The sequence below is a fragment of the bacterium genome (genome assembly GCA_020440705.1).
Taxonomy (GTDB): domain Bacteria; phylum Krumholzibacteriota; class Krumholzibacteriia; order LZORAL124-64-63; family LZORAL124-64-63; genus JAGRNP01.
Map to the genome: position 1 here is coordinate 1 of JAGRNP010000088.1, position 17362 is coordinate 17362.

General features: G+C 71.5%; 11 protein-coding genes. 3 read left to right on the forward strand and 8 right to left on the reverse strand.

Translation table 11 applies throughout. The features are described 5' to 3' along the window. The 3 genes from KDM41_12765 to secF form a co-directional block, all read left to right on the forward strand. Positions 1 to 943: 4Fe-4S binding protein (locus KDM41_12765; protein ID MCB1184300.1), on the forward strand; the 943-nt coding region annotated here is incomplete at its 5' end. Between the two features lie 239 nt (positions 944 to 1182). Then, on the forward strand, positions 1183 to 2937 hold the full coding sequence (gene secD, locus KDM41_12770; protein MCB1184301.1) for a protein translocase subunit SecD: 1755 nt from the start codon (positions 1183 to 1185) through the stop codon (positions 2935 to 2937). Between the two features lie 75 nt (positions 2938 to 3012). Then, complete coding sequence (secF, locus tag KDM41_12775; protein MCB1184302.1) at positions 3013 to 3939, forward strand: protein translocase subunit SecF; 927 nt, start codon at positions 3013 to 3015, stop codon at positions 3937 to 3939. Positions 3940 to 4096: 157 nt separating this feature from the next. On the opposite strand, the gene KDM41_12780 is transcribed toward secF, so the two are convergent. The 8 genes from KDM41_12780 to KDM41_12815 all read right to left on the reverse strand — a co-directional run. Next, entirely contained in the window at positions 4097 to 5206 is a 1110-nt protein-coding gene (locus tag KDM41_12780; GenBank protein MCB1184303.1) for an IS1 family transposase, read from the reverse strand. Positions 5207 to 5255: 49 nt separating this feature from the next. Beyond that, positions 5256 to 6356, reverse strand: a complete 1101-nt coding sequence (locus KDM41_12785) for a DUF1624 domain-containing protein (GenBank protein MCB1184304.1) — start codon at positions 6354 to 6356, stop codon at positions 5256 to 5258. Next, positions 6353 to 8818, reverse strand: a complete 2466-nt coding sequence (locus KDM41_12790; protein MCB1184305.1) for an SUMF1/EgtB/PvdO family nonheme iron enzyme — start codon at positions 8816 to 8818, stop codon at positions 6353 to 6355. The genes KDM41_12785 and KDM41_12790 overlap by 4 nt, the downstream gene beginning before the upstream one ends. Before the next feature lie 9 nt (positions 8819 to 8827). Then, positions 8828 to 10390 carry a hypothetical protein gene (locus tag KDM41_12795; protein MCB1184306.1) on the reverse strand — a complete coding sequence of 521 codons (1563 nt, stop codon included), beginning with the start codon at positions 10388 to 10390 and terminating at the stop codon, positions 8828 to 8830. After that, a complete protein-coding gene (gene pgsW, locus KDM41_12800; protein MCB1184307.1) occupies positions 10387 to 12393 on the reverse strand; it encodes a poly-gamma-glutamate system protein in 2007 nt (668 codons plus the stop codon). Before pgsW ends, KDM41_12795 begins: the two co-directional genes overlap by 4 nt. Further along, positions 12374 to 12847, reverse strand: coding sequence for a poly-gamma-glutamate biosynthesis protein PgsC (pgsC, locus tag KDM41_12805; protein ID MCB1184308.1), 474 nt, complete (start codon positions 12845 to 12847; stop codon positions 12374 to 12376). Before pgsC ends, pgsW begins: the two co-directional genes overlap by 20 nt. After that, complete coding sequence (pgsB, locus tag KDM41_12810; protein MCB1184309.1) at positions 12844 to 14049, reverse strand: poly-gamma-glutamate synthase PgsB; 1206 nt, start codon at positions 14047 to 14049, stop codon at positions 12844 to 12846. The genes pgsC and pgsB overlap by 4 nt, the downstream gene beginning before the upstream one ends. Before the next feature lie 64 nt (positions 14050 to 14113). Continuing rightward, a partial coding sequence (locus KDM41_12815; GenBank protein ID MCB1184310.1) for a hypothetical protein occupies positions 14114 to 17362 on the reverse strand: 3249 nt, incomplete at its 5' end.

The window sequence follows — 17362 nt, forward strand, 5'->3', positions numbered from 1 at the left end:
GCTCGAGGTGGGGGCGCCCCACCGGCCGGCGGCCCTCGAGCCCGCCTGGGTGGCGGCGCTCACCGCCCGGCTGCCGGGAACCGGCTTCCTCTGCGGCACCCGGTCGATCACGACGGCGGGTCTGGACACGGCCGCGGCCCAGAGCGAACTCGCGCTGGCCAAGGGGCTCGGGCGCGAGGGGGCCTGGCCATTCCGCGTGGCCGACGATCCGGCCACGGGGGCGGCCGTCGCCCTGGCCGCCCCGGACGGATCCGAGGTGGAGGACTACGCCCTGGGGGCGGCCCTCGCCGACGCCGACCGCCTGTGCGTGCTGACGCCGGTGCGGCCGCATCCGCACCTGGGCCTGCGCGGCGCCCTGACGAGCCTTGGCATCGGGCTGGCCGACCGGGAGGCGAAGATCGCCCTGCACCGCGACGTGCGGCCGGCCGTCGACACGCCCCTGTGCGCCGGGTGCGGCGTGTGCATGACGGTCTGCCTGTTCGACGCGATCCGGATCAGCGCCGGCCGCGCCTACATCGATCACGAACGCTGCACGGGCTGCGGCGAGTGCATGAACGTGTGCTTCATGGCGGGCATCGCCCCGGAGGCGGCCACGGGCATCGCCGGCTTCCAGGCCAAGGTGGCCGACGCGGCGGCGCTGGCCCTGGCCCGCATGACCGGCGGCGACCCCTCGCGGTCCGTCCATTTCAGCTTCCTGATGCACCTGGACCGGCAGGTGGCGGCCACGCGCCGTCGGCGCCGGGCCGGCGGGGGCGGCGACATCGGGGTGCTGGCCTCGCGCGACCCGGTCGCCCTCGACCAGGCGGCCTGGGACCTCCTCGCGGACCGCCACGGCGGCGACCTCTCGGTCTGGAGCGGCTTTAACCAGTTGCCGGAAGCCCTGTTGGCCAGGGCGGCGGCGAACGGACTCGGCGAGCGGGCCCACAGGCTGGTAACTGTCTGAACCAGCGGATTTTCTGGAATATCCGGCACAATTGTGTTATCATTCCCAGCGCAAATCGACGGTGCCGAAGTCCGCGACCCGCGTCGTGGGCTTCCTCTTGTCCGGTGCGGCCGCTGAGGCCGCATCGTCTCGTCAAACGGATTCTGCGGTCCCGCCCAGCCGGCCCCGCGTCGGCGCCGCCGTCGCGGCGGCCCCGGGGACGCACGCTTCAGTCGCAACCAGTCGTGGGAGTTTGAACCATGAACCGATCCCTGCAGATCAGGGCCGGGCTTTCAGTCCTCGTTCTTCTGCTGTCCATCTGGGGCCTGCTGCCGACCTTCAAGGCCCTGTCGATCTCGTCCGCCGACCGCACGGCCGCCCAGGACGATCCCGCCCGCATGGCCGAGATCGCCGAGATCGACGCCAAGGCCATTCGCCGCGGTCTGGACCTCAAGGGCGGCATGTACCTCGTCCTCGAGGTGGACCAGACGGGCATGAACACCTCGGAGGCCGAGGACGCACTGATGCGGGTCAAGGAGATCCTCTACAACCGCATCGACAAGTTCGGTGTCTCCGAGCCGGAGATCACCACCTTCGGTTCGAGCCGCATCGTCGTGAAGCTGCCCGGCCTGCAGGATCCCGAGCGCGCCAAGAACCTGCTGGGCAAGACGGCCCGCCTCGAGTTCCGCATGGTGCGGCCCCAGGAGGACCTGCAGGACGCCATCGATCGCCTCGACCAGCTCTTCCTGGCCGACGCTCCGGCCGCCGGGGGCGATGACGCCACGGCCCCCGCGCCCGAGGCCGGCGCCGATGCCGCCGAAACCGTCGCGGCGGCGGCCGATTCGGCCGGCGGGGCCCTGGCGGCGGCCGACAGCGCGGCCAACCCCTTCGGCGAGCTCGACGACGTGCTCGGCAGCGACCTGGAGGCCACGGCCGGCAACGACGAGTACCTCAAGACCCATCCGTTCAGCGGTCTGCTCATCGCGCAGGGCGGCATCATGCCCGGCACGCCGCTCTTCGTGCCCGAGGGCAACGTCGACCAGCTGCAGGCGCTCCTCGACGACCCCCGCACGGCCCGGCGCCTGCGCGGATCCGAGTTCCAGATGACCATGGAGCCCATGGACTTCGGCGGCGGCCAGCTGATGCGCCCGCTCTACCTGGTCGACACCTCGGCCATCCTCTCGGGTGACCAGCTCACCGACGCGCTGGCGGCCTCGAACCCCGACCGGCCCGGCCTCTGGCAGGTCAACTTCACCCTGAACAACCGGGGCGCCCGCACCTTCGCGAAGGTGACCGGCGAGAACGTGGGCCGCTACCTGGCCATCAGCCTCGACGGCCGCATCAGTTCGGCGCCCGTCATCCAGGGCAAGATTCCCAGCGGCAGCGGCTCGATCAGCGGCAACTTCAGCAACGCCGAGGCCAGCGACCTGGCGCTGCTGCTGCGCGCCGGCGCCCTGCCCACCGACGTGTACATCGCCGAGGAGCGCACCGTCGGCCCGAGCCTGGGCTCGGACTCGATCCGCATGGGCGTGAATGCCGCCCTGTACGGCTCGCTGCTGGTGATCCTGTTCATCCTGGTCTACTACCGCATGAGCGGCGTGGTCTCGGTGGTGGCCCTGATCAGCAACATCCTGATCCTCATGGCCGTGTTGGCCCAGTTCGATCTGGTGCTCACCCTGCCGGGCATCGCCGGCATCATCCTGACGGTGGGCATGGCGGTCGACGCCAACGTGCTGATCAACGAGCGCATCCGCGAGGAGCTGCGGAAGGACAAGACCATCCGCGCCTCGGTGCAGGCGGGCTACAGCAACGCCACGCGCACCATCGTCGACGCCAACGTGACGACGCTGATCGCCGGCGTGATCCTGCTGTGGTTCGGCACCGGCCCCATCAAGGGCTTCGCCGTGACCCTGAGCATCGGCATCCTGACGAGCATGTTCACGGCCCTGGTCATGACCCGCGTCCTGATGGAATGGATGACGCGGAACCAGGGTCAGCAGAAGATGAGCATCTAGTCCCGCGGACCTCCGCCGGGAAAGACTTCGTGTCCCGCCCGAGGGTGGGCGGGACCAGGGAAAGGCCAATCGGACATGGAATTCTTCCGGGATCCCAAGATCAACTTCGTGGGCGCCATGAAGCCCGCGTTCTCGCTCTCGGCCGCGCTGGTCATCATCAGCGCGGTGCTGATGCTCATCCACGGCGGACCGCGCCTGAGCATCGATTTCACCGGCGGCTCGGTGCTGCAGGTGAAGATCGATCCGGTGCCCGCGGTCCAGGACATCCGTTCGGCGCTCGAGAGCAAGGGTTACGAGGGCGTGCAGGTCACCGAATTCGGCTCGGCCGACGAGTTCCTCATCACGTTCCCGACGCCCGTCACCGAGGGTGAGACCCTCGACGCGGCGCAGATCCTGCTGACCGACCTGCGCGAAGGTCTGCCCGGCGCGGGGATCGAGCTCCGGCGCGAGGAGAGCGTCGGGCCGAAGATCGGCGGGGAACTGCGCACCGCAGCCGGCAACAGCATCGTGGCCGCCCTGGCGCTGATCGTGCTCTACATCACGTTCCGCTTCGTCTTCCGCTACGGCATCGCGGCCATCCTGGCCCTGGTGCACGACGTGACGCTGACGATGGGCGTCTTCTCGCTGTTCAACTTCGAGGTCAGCCTGCAGATCATCGCGGCGTTCCTGACGATCATCGGCTACTCGCTGAACGACACGATCGTGGTCTTCGATCGCATCCGCGAGAACATGAAGCTGCGCCGCAAGGAGAGCTACCGCGAAGTCATCAACCGCTCCATCAACGAGTGCCTGAGCCGGACGATGCTCACCTCGCTGACGACGTTCTTCGTCTCGGCCACGCTGTACGTCCTCGGCGGTCCGGTGATCCACGACTTCGCCTTCGCCCTGTGCTTCGGCGTCGTGGTCGGCACCTACTCGTCGATGTTCATCGCCTCGCCGGTGCTGGTGTGGTGGTACGAGCGCCGCATCGCCGACAAGAAGCGGATGGCCATGGACATGTAGTCCGGCCCGGGCTGCCCGGTGTGATCCGGGGGGGCGAGTGCCGGCAGGATGAATCCAGGAAGAACCAGGGGCGCCGCTTCCGGCGCCCCTTGATTCTTGGGTTGTGTCTCGAAGATTGTGTTTCTTTGCAGCCGCACGGTAGTTCGCCCCGATCCGTTCAGTACGCGTATTTCAGTTCATGCCTCCGCCCCCTCCCCAACGCCGCCGTCGCGATCGTCCGGTCGTAGTACTCCCCCCACCGCGGCGGCACCTCCACCCGGCTCCGGAACAACCGCCACCGCAGCAGATCCTCGGCGCTCAGCGGTGCCTCCGCCAACCCGACTTCCATCGCCGGCGTCGGACTGCCCGCGATCTTTTCCCGCCGACCCTTCATGTAGTTTCGCCACACCAGCAGGATCAGCAGCCGCTCCGCGCTGGCCTGCCGGCGCTTCGACCACGCGATCGTCTCGCGCTTGTGATTCGCGCAGCAGTGCCGGATCAGCAGGTCGAGCAGGTTGACCTCCCACAACGAGTTGTTGCGGTCCCGGTGCGCACTGCCCGGCGTGATCCGATGCTCGATCCTGGCCGGCAGGTGCCGGATCGCCCGCTTGTAGGCCGGATGATCGTCGCTGTAGACCCGCGCCTGCCGTCGGTCACGCAGCACGACCTGCAGCAGGTCGCCCATGTCCCGCTCGACGGCCTTCGGGTCGGGCCGGCCCAGGACCGTCTCGAGCCGTTCGCGGCGGGATCGCTGCCGGGCGGTCATGCGGCCTTTGCGTCGTAAAGGGCTGTCGGTGAAGAAGTAGAAGAAGTCGGTGCCCTTGCCGACGGCGAGGTGGTGGTGGAACGGGAAGTACTGGCTCCATTCGAAGGACTCGAAGCCGTCGACGACCACCTCGGCGGGTGGCTCGAGTGTGCGGGTGATCGTCAGGTGATAGAGCATGCAGTGGCGGGCGAGGCGGGCGATGTGCCGTCCGACGGTCTCGACGCCGACGGCGAGGTCCCTGGCGATCTGGCGGTTGGCCATGCCGCCGATGGTCTTGGTCAGGATGCGGGCGGTCAGATCGGGGCGTTTCTGCCAGTAGGTGGTGGAGAAGGTCTGGCGGCTGAAGCTGCGGCCGCATTCGCGGCAGAGGAACCGCTGGAGACGAACCGGGGCGGAGTGTCGCCGCTGGTAGCCGATCTTCTTGAAGGACCAATCGGGGCGGGTCTCGGCGTGAAACCGGCAATGGGGGTTGGGGCAGAAGGGTGGGGACCAGGCTCGGTGTGCGTCGGGGTGTTTGTTCATGGTGTCCGACCCGCAAGGTGTGGGCCGGACACATTTTCAGAGACACAACCTATATCATGCGGATGAGCCAGGCTTGGGAGCGGCGTTTTACGCTGCCGAACCAAACCACCAAAGGCCCCATCACCCCCAACAACACCCCCCACCCCAGCAGCGACCCCAGCACCGCACTCTCATGGTAGAAGAACCCGAGCCGCCGCGAGAAGATGGCCAGCACCGGGATGTGCACCATGTAGAAGAACAGGGGCACGCGGCCCACCGCGGCCAGGGGGCGCAGCAGGGTCGCGCGGCGGGCGGCGATCAGGTCGAAGATGCCCACCATGAAGATCACCGCGCCGGCGAACCAGAGCTGGTGGGCCAGGCTCGGCGGGTACTTCTGGACGAGGAAGAAGTCGTAGCCGCAGAAGGTCTGCCAGGCGAAGATGTTGCCGTAGCCGTGGCCGAAGCGCACGGCGAAGGCGGCTGCCACCAGGGCGAGGCCGATGCCGAGGGAGCGGCGGGCGCGGCGGGCCGGGTCGGCGGCCCAGGCGTCGAACCAGAAGTGGGCCATGACGCTGCCCACGGTCGCGAGGGCGAACCAGGGCAGGATCGGGTACTTGTTGAAGTCGCCGGAGTCGATCAGCAGCTGCATGGGGTAGTGGGCGGGGCCGTCCACGTCGTAGGGGATGCGCAGGAGCAGCGGGTGCACGAGGAAGATGACGCCCGCCACGGCGGCCCGGACCCGCCAGTGCCAGTTGGCCATGGCCATGACGAGCATCATGCTCACGCCGATGGTGGCGATGATGCCGAAGTGGTCGAGGCGGAGGCGCTCGAACCCGCTCCACGAGGCGTTCACCCACACGAGCTGCACCGCGACCAGGAAGAGGCCCCGCTGCACGAAGCCCCAGCGCACCGCGGCGAGCGGCTCGCCGTTGCGCAGGCGGCGGTGGAAGACGTAGGCGGCCATGGCCCCGTTCATCATCAGGAAGCCCGGCGCGCACAGGTAGCCCATGTAGCGCAGCAGGAACTGCGGCGTGTTGTCGAAGAAGGGGTCGACCGGGTCGAGGCTCAGCCAGGCGCTGTTGAAGTAGTAGTTGGCGTGCCCGAGGGCCATCATGACGCCGATCAGGCCGCGGAAGGCGTCGATGAAGGTGAAGCGGTTGCCGCGGCTCACCGGGCGCCTCCCGTCGCGACGGTGCGCACGACCCGCAGACCGACCACGTCCTCGGCCGCGTCCGGGTAGCGCGAGCCGCGCCGGGCGCTGCGGCAGTCCTCGCTGCCGCCGTACCAGCTGCCGCCGCGCACGACGCGCCGCTCGCCCGCGGCCGGGCCGACGGGGTCGAGCAGGACGCCGTCGCCGTCCGGGTCGCCGAGGCGGTAGTCGCCGTACCAGTCCCAGCACCATTCCCACACGTTGCCGTGCATGTCGGACAGGCCGGCGGCATTGGGCGCCTTGAGTCCCACGTCGGCGGTGGCCGGGGTGCCGGGGAAGGTGCTCCCGCAGTACCAGCCCATGGCGTCGAGCACCGGGTCGGCGTTGCAGACCAGGCCGGTCAGGGGGCCGCCGGCGAAGGCGGTGGTGGTGCCGGCGCGGCACAGCCATTCCCATTCGGCCTCGGTGGGCAGGCGCCAGCCGTCGGCGGCGCGGTTCCAGGCGACGTCCTGGCCGTTGACGCTGTAGGCCGGGGTCAGGCCCTGGTCGGCCGAGAGGGCGTTGCAGTAGGCGATGGCGTCGTGCCAGGTGACGGTCTCGACCGGGCGGTCGGGGCCGTCGAAGCCGCTGGGGTCGGTCAGGCCGAGGGCGGTCCACTGGGCCTGGGTGACCTCGGTCACGGCGGCGACGAGGCTGTCCGACAGGACCACGGTGTGCTGCCACTCGTCTTCCGCGCGGCCCGGTTCGTGGGCAGGGTCGGCGGTGTTCGTCGTGGCGCTGCTGCCCATGGTGAAGACGAGGGCGCCGACCACGGGGCCGCCCGTGGTCGTGGTCTCGGCGTCGGGCACCGCGGGGTCGGCGACGCCGAAACGGAACAGGTAGTCGTGGGCGCCGCCCGCGAGGGTCGTCTGGTAGCGGTAGCGGGTGCCGCCGCCGGCCGGGCCGACGGCCGTCATGTCGTGGGGCGTCCCGTCGATGACGACGGCGTGGACGTCCGGGTCGGCCGGATAGACGTAGGTGACCTCGTAGGTGAAGGTGCGGCCGGTGGTGCCGGCGGCCACGTCGACGGCGCCGTCGGTCAGGAGGATGCCCTCGCCCGGGGCGGCGGCGGCCGAGTTGCCCAGGCCGGAGAGCAGGCCGGCGTCGTCGCCGAGGCGCACGGCGAAGTGCCAGGTGCCGGCGGCGAGGCCGGTGACCACGAACTCGCTCGCGGCGCCGGGCTCGCCCGGGGCCGGGGCGCCGGCCACCGGCGTGGCGGCGTCCCACGCGGCCGCGTCGGCGATGGGGGCCGCCGCGTAGCGCACCTCGGTGGTGGCGGCGGTGCCGATCATGCGGTCGTCGCCGGTGGCGTACCACTGCAGGCGCACCGCGCCGACGCCGTAGCCCTCGGCGGTCAGCGACCGGACCGGGGCCGGGGGCGTCGCGTCGGTGAAGGGGTGGGGGCCGCGCAGCACGACCAGGCCCTCGTCGCGGTCGGCCACGAGGACGAGACCGGACGGGGTCAGGGCCAGGTCCATGGCGTACTCGGTGAGGATGCGGCCGCGGAAGACGGGCTGCGTGGGATTCCGCACGTCGACGAAGTGCACGCCCGAGCCCTGGGCCGCCAGGACGGCCAGGCCGTCGCGCACGGCGATGGCGCGGCAGCGGCCCTCGAGGGGCAGGCGGGCCACGCGCACCGGGGTCTCGCCGTCGTCGATGCGGAACACGGCCAGGCCCTCGTTGCCGTCGGCGACGAAGGCGTAGTCGCCCTCGAGTTCGACGTCCAGGGCCGAGCCCGGGCTGTCGCACCAGCTGGCCAGGGCGACGGCGTCCAGGTCGAGGATGCGCAGGTCGAGCACGGCGAGGCCGAGCTCGTCGTCGGCCACGTAGCCGTAGCCGTCGCGCACGACGATGCCCTCCGCGTAGCCGTTCGTGCCGACGAAGACGCCGTTGTAGGCCAGGATGCCCGGCTGGGCCGGGATCGACTCGAAGACCCGCACGCCCTTCCAGCTCTCGGCCAGGTAGCACACGTAGGGGGCTTCCGGGTCGTCCGGCTGGTCGATGAAGACGCGGTTGCCGAAGACGGCGGTGGTGCCGCTGTTGAAGCTCGTGACCGCGGCGGGGTCGGTGATGTCGTAGCTGGTGATCCCCTCGGTGCCCTCGACCACAAGGGCGATGTCGCGGATCGCGTGGCCCACGAAGGTGCGCACGACCTCGACGCTCTCGCTGTACTTCAGGGTGTTGATGGTCTGCAGGAGCACCGGCGCCGCGGGGTTGCTGATGTCGATGGTGTGCAGGCCCGCCTGGCCGCCGGCCACGAAGGCGTAGTCGCCGATCACGGCGACGCCCTCGTTCTGGCTGGGCAGGGGCACGCTGCCCATGCGCTCGAAGTCGGTGCCCGGCGGTTCGTACAGGTCCTGCTGGGCGCAACCGGAGGCCAGGAGGAGGCCGCCCAGCACGAGGGGGGCGGCGGCGCGGAGGCGGAAGGGACGGGCGGTCGACATGGAGGCTCCTTAGAAGGCGTAGTCCAGGCTGATCCAGTACAGCCACTGGGTGAAGTCCTTGTCCGTCGTCAGGTCGCCTTCCCAGGGGGACGAGGTGACCCGGTCGGTGCGCCGGACGGCGAGTTTCAGGTCGACCGCGTCCGAGAGGGCGCGGCGCACGTCGATGGTCCCCTTGTAGAACATGTCCCGGCGGCCCACGTGGTAGGGGTCCTCGGGCAGGGGGCGGTCGACGGTGTAGTAGTAGTCCATGAAGAGGAACGAGAGGCTGATCCGGTCGATCAGCGGCGCGAAGACGGGGTGGGTGATGTCCACGCCCACCCGGTACAGGTCGCGCTCGTAGGAGCCGTCCGAGTCGTCGGAGGTCAGGGGGTTCTCGCCGACCTCGTCGATGGCGCGGGCGGTGGCGTCCTCGTAGCTGTAGTCGAAGTTCAGGGTCCAGTAGCCGTGGGGGCGCCAGCGGATGTTGCCGCGCACCTCCCAGGCCGAGATGTCGTTCTCGATGAACGGCTGGTTGTAGTAGCGGTAGTTCTCCTCGTAGTGGACCTTCGCCCACACGTTCCGGCGCAGCTTCTGGCGCCAGGCCACGTTCCACACGTTGCGCTGGAAGCGGAACTCGAGCCATTCGAGCTCGCTCTCCGGGTCGCTGAGCGGCGAGCGGTCCGAGAGCTGCCGGATGTACTGCTCGGGCGCGAAGTGGCCGTAGAACTCGAGGCTGTTGTTGCGGCCGAAGAACTGGCGCAGGTAGAAGTCGAAGTCGGTGTTCGTCTTGACCGGATTGTGGGTGTACTTCCAGTGCTTGACGACGAAGCGCAGGCGGGTCTGGCCCCAGGCGAGCGGGTTGGCGCGCGCCTCGAGGTCGAGGCTGGGGGCGATGATCAGGTCGTCGATCGAGTCGATGATCGACTTCCAGGGGTACAGGCCGTCGTACCAGTCGTCGATGTCCTCGGGGCTCGAGCTGAGGATGTTCGAGTTGTAGATGAACTCGACGCCCGCGCTGCCCCGCCACGACACCAGCGGACCGCTGTCGTCGCTGTTCTCGTCCTCGTCGGGCACGGCCATGAGCAGGGCCGCGTCCGACACCACCGCGGGCTGCGGCGGACCGTCGTAGTAGAAGACGACGTAGAGGGTCTCGGCCGCGGTGAGCGCGAGGCGGTGGGTGCCCTCGGGGACCTCGAAGGTGAGCTTGCGCCCGCCGCTCGGCACGCCGGCGCGGTCGCTCTCGTCCCAGCCGGCGCTGCCGGAGGGCTCGAACTCGAAGGGGTGCTCGGGGGCCAGGCCCGGCACGCCCGCGGTGCGCAGGACTGCCGTGCGGGGCGGGGCGTCGGCCGCGGCGAAACCGCAGCGGACCCAGGCGGTGACCTTGCCCGGGCCGACGATGGGGATCACCAGGGGCTGGGCGTCGACGGCGAGGTAGGGCTTGCCGCCGATCGGGACCACGGGCGGCTCGCCCACGGGGGCGAGGTACTCCCGCTGGGCCCGCGCCGCGCCGGGGACCAGGAACACGGCCGCCAGCAGCAGCGCGAGGAGGACGGGCCGCCGGCGCGGCGGACGGAGGGGCGAGGCGGGCGTCATGGGCTCTGCTCCAGGTCGCGGCGCGGCATCAGCACCCGCGCGGTGATGCCGCAGCGGTCGGGCCGGACGCACCGCACCGTGTAGACGTGGCGGCCCGCCGGCACCGTGATCACGGCCTTGCGGCGCGATCCGGGCAGCAGGTCGGGCCGGTCGGGATAGAAGGCGTTGGGCAGGCGCGTGGTGTCGTAGTGGTACGTGCTCCACGGGGCGCCGTCGCACAGCACCTCGATGGTGTAGTTCTGGCTGCCGAGCATGCCCCGCGCGAAGTCGAGGCGGGTGAAGAGCTGCAGGTGCGTGGGGCCGGTGACGGCCACGACCAGCGGCTGGTCGGCGGTGAAGCGGTAGTACTCGCTCTGCTTGCCGCTCTCGAACTGGAGGGTGGCGGACTCGGCCCAGGCCTCCGGTGCGTAGGGCACGTTGCCGGCGACGGCGCGCTTGACGTCGCGGAAGAGGCGGCCGTAGACGCGCCCGCCGTCCGTCGCGGCGGTGACGCGCAGCTCGTGCTCGCCGCGGGGCACCTCGACGTAGGCGCGCTCGAGGGCCGACAGGACGGCCCCGTCGCACAGGGCGTTGTCGCCCGGCTCGTCGCCCGCGAAGGTCTTGTGCAGGATCTCGCTCCCGTCGAGGACCACGCTCACGGCGTAGCCCGCGCCGGCTGTCCCGCCCGCGGACAGGGCCTGGCGCGTGAGCAGCTTCACGCGGCGCGGCCCCTGCACCCGGAAGACGACGGCGCGGTCGGGGCCGAGGGCGTGGTAGGTGAAGCGCTGGCCGCCGCTGCGCACGCAGGTGGCGGCGCCCTTGTCGGCCGGATCGACCTCGCGCCAGTTGGCGGCCCGGGCGTCCGGGGCCGCGAGCCCGAGCAGGGCCGCGGCGAGGAGGGCGGCCGTCGCCGGGGGCGGGCGGCGCGTGAGGCGGTCGAAGAGGCCGCGGCGCACCTCGGGCGCGAGGATGAGCACGCAGGCCAGGCCGTAAAGCACGAGGAAGCCCGCGGCCAGGGGCCAGCGGTACATCTCGCGCACGAAGATCTCGCCCTCGCCCGGCAGGGGGTGGTAGTCGGGCGCGATGGGCAGGCCGTGGCGGCGGGCCACGCCCACGACGCCGAGCAGGTGCACCACCGGCACGCCGCGGTCGTTCATCAGCACGAGGGTCCCCTTGCGCGGCCAGTTGTGCCCGCGCAGTTCGAAGGTCAGTCCGGCCGGCAGCAGGGTCCGGTTGTGGCGGCTGCCGATGCTGGCGATGCCGCCGCCCACGTTCACGTACAGGCGATAGGCCCGGCCGCGTCCGGCCTCGGTGTAGAACGACATGCGCTTGACGATGGCGTCGTCGATGTCGCGGGACTCGAGCAGGGGCACCCCGTTGCGCGCGATGGCCTCGCGGATGAGCTCGCGTCCGGCCGGGCTCAGGCCGCGGCCCATGTCGTTGCCGCCGCCGAAGGTCGCCGCCGCGCTGCGCGTGTGGAAGATGCCCGTCTCGAAGAAGAGCGTCTCCATGTCGAGCCAGGTGAACTGGGGGTCGTTGGCGCCCCAGTTCGAGGCGCCCACCGAGGTGATGACCACCGGGCGCAGTTCCATGGCCTCGAGGGCCGCGTAGAGGGCGATGTTGACGCCGGGGAAGGAGCCGCTAATGGCCACGGCCACGGGGTCGCCGGGCGCGAGGCCGGCCTGCCGGAAGTACTCGACGAAGATGGCCGCGAAGTTGGGGTTCAGGCTGGTGAGCTTGGCGTCGAGGTCGCCCGCGGCGTTGGTGATCAGGCTCACCTCGGGCCCGACCAGGCCGGTGCTGCCCGGATCGTTCACCAGGTCGACGTTGGCGCCGACGAGGTCCCGGTGCTCGCGCACCGCCTCGTAGGCGCGCTCGGCCCGGCGGGCGGCCTCGAGCTTCAGGTCGTAGTCGTCCTGGCGGCCCGCGGTGCGGGTCGCGTCGAGCACGAACTGCAGGCCGAGGGCGACCGCGGCCAGCAGGAACAGGATCATCCTGCGGCGGCTATCCAAACGCCAGCTCAACGAGCTTTCCTCCGTAGGCCGTCACGAGCGCCAGGCGCACGATGAAGGCGGCCATGATCATGGTGCACAGGGTCTCGATGACCCCCTGGCGCATCATCCAGTAGGCGATGAGGCCGGGAATGATGTAGCCGATGGACTGCAGCACGCTCGCGTCGACGCCCAGCCCGGCCGCCTCGTTGAACACCCGCAGGTAGCGCGTCAGGAAGCCGAACAGGTAGCCGGCCAGGACGCAGAAGACCATGGTGCGCCGCCCGTACAGCAGCACGAAGCGCCCGGCGCCGCGCGTGACGGCGTAGGTGACCAGGGCCGCCAGGATGGTGCCGAGCACGCGCAGGGGCTGGTCGAGGTACAGGGCGATGTAGCCGGGCACGACCAGGCCGCCGGCCGCCAGGCCGAGGATCTCCGAGAAGAAGAGGCTGACCACCAGCCCCAGGCCGATGCTCTGGTAGATCATGCGCGGGCCTCCCCGTGGGGGCGTGCCGGGGTGCTCTGGGGCGCTTCCTGCGCCAGATGGGCCAGGAGCTGGTGCCCGATGCCGGCGATGTTGCCGACCCCGATGACGCGGGCGCCCGGCCGGGCCAGGCGCAGGACGGCCTGCCAGAGGGCGGGGGCGTCCAGGTCGTGGGCGTCGGTCACGGCGGTGGCGGGGGCGCCGGCGCCGCGCACCAGGCGTGCGTAGAGGGGGGCGTCGTCGCCGATGACGATCTGGTGCCCGGGCCGCAGTTCGCGGCCGAAGAGCGGCGCCAGGTCCTGGCTGCGGCGGCGGCGGTCGGCGCGGGTGTTCACGAGCACGACGACCTCGTCCGGCGCCGCGTCGAGCCCGAGCCGGCGCCACACGCGGCGGTAGCTCTCGTTGTCGTTGGCCGCGAAGCCGTTGATGAACTCGACGGTGCCGCCGTCCGGATGCGGGCAGGCGCGCCGGGTCAGGGCGCCCACGTCCGGCGTCACGCCGCGCATGCCCGCCAGGGCGGTGGCGCGGTCGACGCCCACGTCCTCGCACACGGCCAGGGCGAGGGCGACGTTCTCGGCGAATTCGTCGTAGGTGAAGTCGGCCATGTCGGCGGCGCCGACGTTCTCCGGGCCCACGGCGGTGCAGGAGCTGCCCGCCCGCCGGGCGCGCGCGGCGAGGTAGCCGGTGTAGCGGTCCTCGGCCGTGTAGAGGCGGGCGTGGCGGGGGACGGTGCCGGCGAGGCTGGCCGCCACGTCGTCGAGGGTCGGGCCCATGACCTCGAGGTGGTCGGGCCGCACGTTGGTGATGACGCCGTGGGTGGCGTGCACGATGCCGTGCTCGCAGGCGCGCTGCAGGTCGGGCCGCACGGCCATGCACTCGAGCACGAGGGCGTCGCAACTCTGGGCCGCCGCCGTGCGGAACACGGCGAGCTGCTCCTTGATGTTGGGCCCGCCGCGCCGGGCGATGGGCGACTCGCTGCCGTCGGTGTTGATGACGGCGGCGGCGCTGCCGGTGGTCTTGGCCACCACCGCGAGGCCGCCGGCGCGCAGGCCCGCGGCGATGAGCCGGGCCACCGACGACTTGCCGCGGCTGCCGTTGACGTGGATGCGCAGGCCGATGCGCCGCCGGTGGCGGGCATGCCGCGCCATCTCCCACGTACCGAGGGCGGTCAGCAGCACCAGCAGGAAGAGGATCAGTCGCACCACCGCGCCGTTCGTCGCGCCGCCAACGGTCCGGCCGCCCCGCGGGGCCGCCGGACCGGACCGGCCGTCATCGCACCAGGATCATCTTGCGTGTCCGGGCCCCGTCGGGGGACTCCAGGCGGAAGAAGTAGACGCCGCCCGCGACCGGATGCCCGTCGTCGGCGCGGCCGTCCCACACGCGGGCGCCGGCGCCCGCGACGACGTCGCCGTCGATCAGCGTGCGCACCAGGCGTCCGGCCACGTCGTACACCCGCAGGCGGGCATGGCCGGCCCGGGGCAGGGCGAAGCCGAAGGTGACGTCGCCGCCGGCCGGGTTGGGCCAGGCGGGCTGCAGGGCCAGCGGGGCCGTGACCACGGTCCGGGCGCGCCCGGCCTCGGTCGTGGCGCCGTAGGGCTGCAGGGCCTGCAGGATCCAGGTGGCGTCCGCGTCGTCGGTCGCGCCGCGCACCGTGAAGCTGCGCGCGGCGGCGGGCAGGGGGTCCGGGGTCAGGTCGGTGGTCGTGCCGTCGCGGCTGTGCAGCACGCGCCAGCCCGTCACCGGACGCTCGTCGCCGGGCTGCCAGCGCAGCTCGACGCCGCCGCCGGCGGACGTGGCGGCGAACGAGGCCAGCGCGAAGGGCACGCGCACCGGCCGCTCGGTGGTGATGCGCACCGCGAGGCCCGGCTGCAGGGGCGCCATGCCCGGCGAGTTGATGTTGCCGTAGCTGAGCTGGATGCCGTCCTCGCCGTCGGGCGATTCGATGCCCACCGTGGCGTACATGCGCAGGTAGTCGTTGTTGGTCACCTGCCGGTAGAGGAAGAGCATCTCGCCGTCGCCGCCGGTGGTCGGATGCTGCGCCGGATCGAGCAGCCGCAGCTGGAAGGTCTGCAGGCCGAGGATCTCGGGCTTGTAGTGGGGCAGGCGGCTCCACTCCACCACGAAGGCGCCCGCGGCCGCGTCGTGCCACGTGTAGATGCCGTCCGGCGCGAGGCCGTTGACGTTGTCCTCGGGAGAGGCGGGCGCCTGGGGGTTGAGGTTGTCCCAGAACGGCGCCACCAGGGCCTCGACGCCGTACTGGGTGGGGATGGTCCAGTTGTAGAAGTCGTAGTCGGTGCCCGTGTCGAAGCTGATCCAGCCGTTGTCGCTGACGCGGCACTGCGTGTAGTCCTGCCCGTAGTAGCGGAACGTGAAGGGCAGGTCGACGACCATCCAGACGACCTCGTTCTCCACCGGGAAGTCGAGCTTCGTGCCCGGCCCGCCCAGGGCGGTGGAGATCTCCGTCCACTCGTACCGGGGACGGCTGGCGGGGTAGTCGTAGTCGGCGCTGTCGTAGGCGTAGTAGCCGTAGGCATCGGGTCCGACGGGCGCCCCGACGTCGATGGGCCCGACGAGGGAGGCGCAGGTCGTGACGGTGCGGGCGCCCGCCGCCGTGGTCACCGTGAGGTCGAAGTTGAGCTGGGTGCCGGCGGCGGTGGCGGGGTCGACCGTCACGTCGAAGACGGCCGCGGTGGTGACGGTGGCGCCCGGGGCGCAGGCCGGCAGCGCCGCAGTGGCGGTGCCGAGGACGGCGCCGGTCGGGTTGGTCAGGGCCAGGGCGACGGTGCCCCCGGCGGCCGCCACGCTGCCGGTGTTGCGCAGGGTGAGGGCCAGGTCGGTCGTGGCGCCGGCGGTGGGCCAGGCGCCGTCGGCCGCGCCGAGGCCGAGGATTTCCCAGGCGGGGGCGGCCACGACCAGCTCGAGGGCCGAGAGGTCGTGCTGGTCGCCGGCGCGGGTCGCGTCGAAGTCGAGGGTGAGCACCGCACCGTCGGCGGCCTCCGGAGCGACCGCGACCTGCAGGGGCGTCGGGCTGTCGAGGGTCGCGCCCGCGGCGATGTCGCCCACGGCGACCGCGCCCACCGCCACGGCGGCGGGCCCGTCGACGGTCAGGCCGAGGCTGAAGGCGCCGCTGGCCACGCTGCCGTGGTTGCGCACGGTCACGGTCAGGTCGAGGGTCTCTCCCGGATTGGCGACCAGATCGCCGTTGCCGGTGCCGCCGTCCGACCCGCCGTCGGCCACGGCCACGGCGGTGGCGCCGAGATTCACGGCCGCCACGCCGGTGGTGGCCACACCCTCGTAGGGGACCAGGTCGGCCCCGGTCACGACCACGGCCACGTCGCCGGCGCCGGTCACCGCGTCGAGCACGACGCGGACCGCACCGTCGGCCCCCGTCAGGCCGGTGCCGAGCAGGACGCCGTCCTGGACCACGGCCACGCGCGCGCCGGCCACGGGCAGCGCCCCGCCGTCGACCACGGCGACGCCCAGCGCGGTGGTGCCGACCGCCACGGACACGGGGTGGGTGACGGTGGCGGCGCGCGGCTCGTCGCGCCAGAAGCCCAGGGCCGGGTCGCCGAGCAGGTTGTAGATGTGGAAGTAGAACTCGACCGACTCCTCGCCGTACTCGGCGGCGGCGACCTCGTTGGGGAAGTAGTCGGCGAAGCGCAGCTTGGCGGCGTTCAGCAGGGGGCCGAGGGCCGTCAGTTCCGGATCGACGATGCGCTCGAACATGCCGATGGCCATGGCGTCGTTGTAGCGCGTGTGCGACCAGTGCTCGCCGTTGCCGATGAAGGCCACGGCGCCCTTGCCGGGAGCGGCGGGCGTGCCCTGGCGCACGAAGACCTCGCCGAAGCACGGCGAGCTGTTGGTGTAGTCGCCGTTGAGGCACACGAAGCTCATGACCACGGGCGTCATGGCGTTGGTGGCGAGGGAGGGGATGTCGTCGACGGTGAACGTCGGCGGATCCCAGCCGGCCGTGCCGTAGGCCCAGCCGCGGTAGACCACCATGCCGACTCCCGTGTTCAGGGTGGCGCGCACGGCGTTGGCGCCCTGCAGCGACGGCAGGGGCGGCGACGACACCGTCGTCGGCGCGGGGAAGCCCATGTCGACCAGCCGGCCGCCGCAGAAGTCGACGGTGTAGCCCGGCGTGTCCGAGGCGTACACCCCGGCCACCATCAGCGACCGCGTCTGCCAGCCGGCGCTGGCGGCCAGGCCGGGCTGGCGCTCGTAGGCGATGGTCTTGGCGACCATGGTCTCGGCCTCGGTGACGTTCTCCACCGGGAAGCGGCCGATGGCGGCGTCGGGCAGCCAGTCGTCGCCGTCGAGCTGGATGTAGGGCTGGTCCGAGGGGTTGCCGTAGAAGGAGAAGGTCGGGATGGCGCCGATGTCGCCCACCAGCAGGACGTAGGCCGGCGGCACCGGCCAGGTGTCCCAGGCCGTCTGCAGCCACGACTTGATGCCCTCGGTCGAGGCGCCGGTGGTCGCCGTCGAGACCGTCACCACGTCCAGGCCGCAGCGGGTCTT

What these genes read in the sequence shown, in the direction of transcription:
- pgsC (MCB1184308.1), bottom strand. Translation starts at nt 12,847, where the DNA reads ATGATCTACCAGAGCATCGGCCTGGGGCTGGTGGTCAGCCTCTTCTTC.
- secD (MCB1184301.1), top strand. Translation starts at nt 1,183, where the DNA reads ATGAACCGATCCCTGCAGATCAGGGCCGGGCTTTCAGTCCTCGTTCTT.
- KDM41_12780 (MCB1184303.1), bottom strand. Translation starts at nt 5,206, where the DNA reads ATGAACAAACACCCCGACGCACACCGAGCCTGGTCCCCACCCTTCTGC.
- KDM41_12795 (MCB1184306.1), bottom strand. Translation starts at nt 10,390, where the DNA reads ATGACGCCCGCCTCGCCCCTCCGTCCGCCGCGCCGGCGGCCCGTCCTC.
- secF (MCB1184302.1), top strand. Translation starts at nt 3,013, where the DNA reads ATGGAATTCTTCCGGGATCCCAAGATCAACTTCGTGGGCGCCATGAAG.
- KDM41_12790 (MCB1184305.1), bottom strand. Translation starts at nt 8,818, where the DNA reads ATGTCGACCGCCCGTCCCTTCCGCCTCCGCGCCGCCGCCCCCCTCGTG.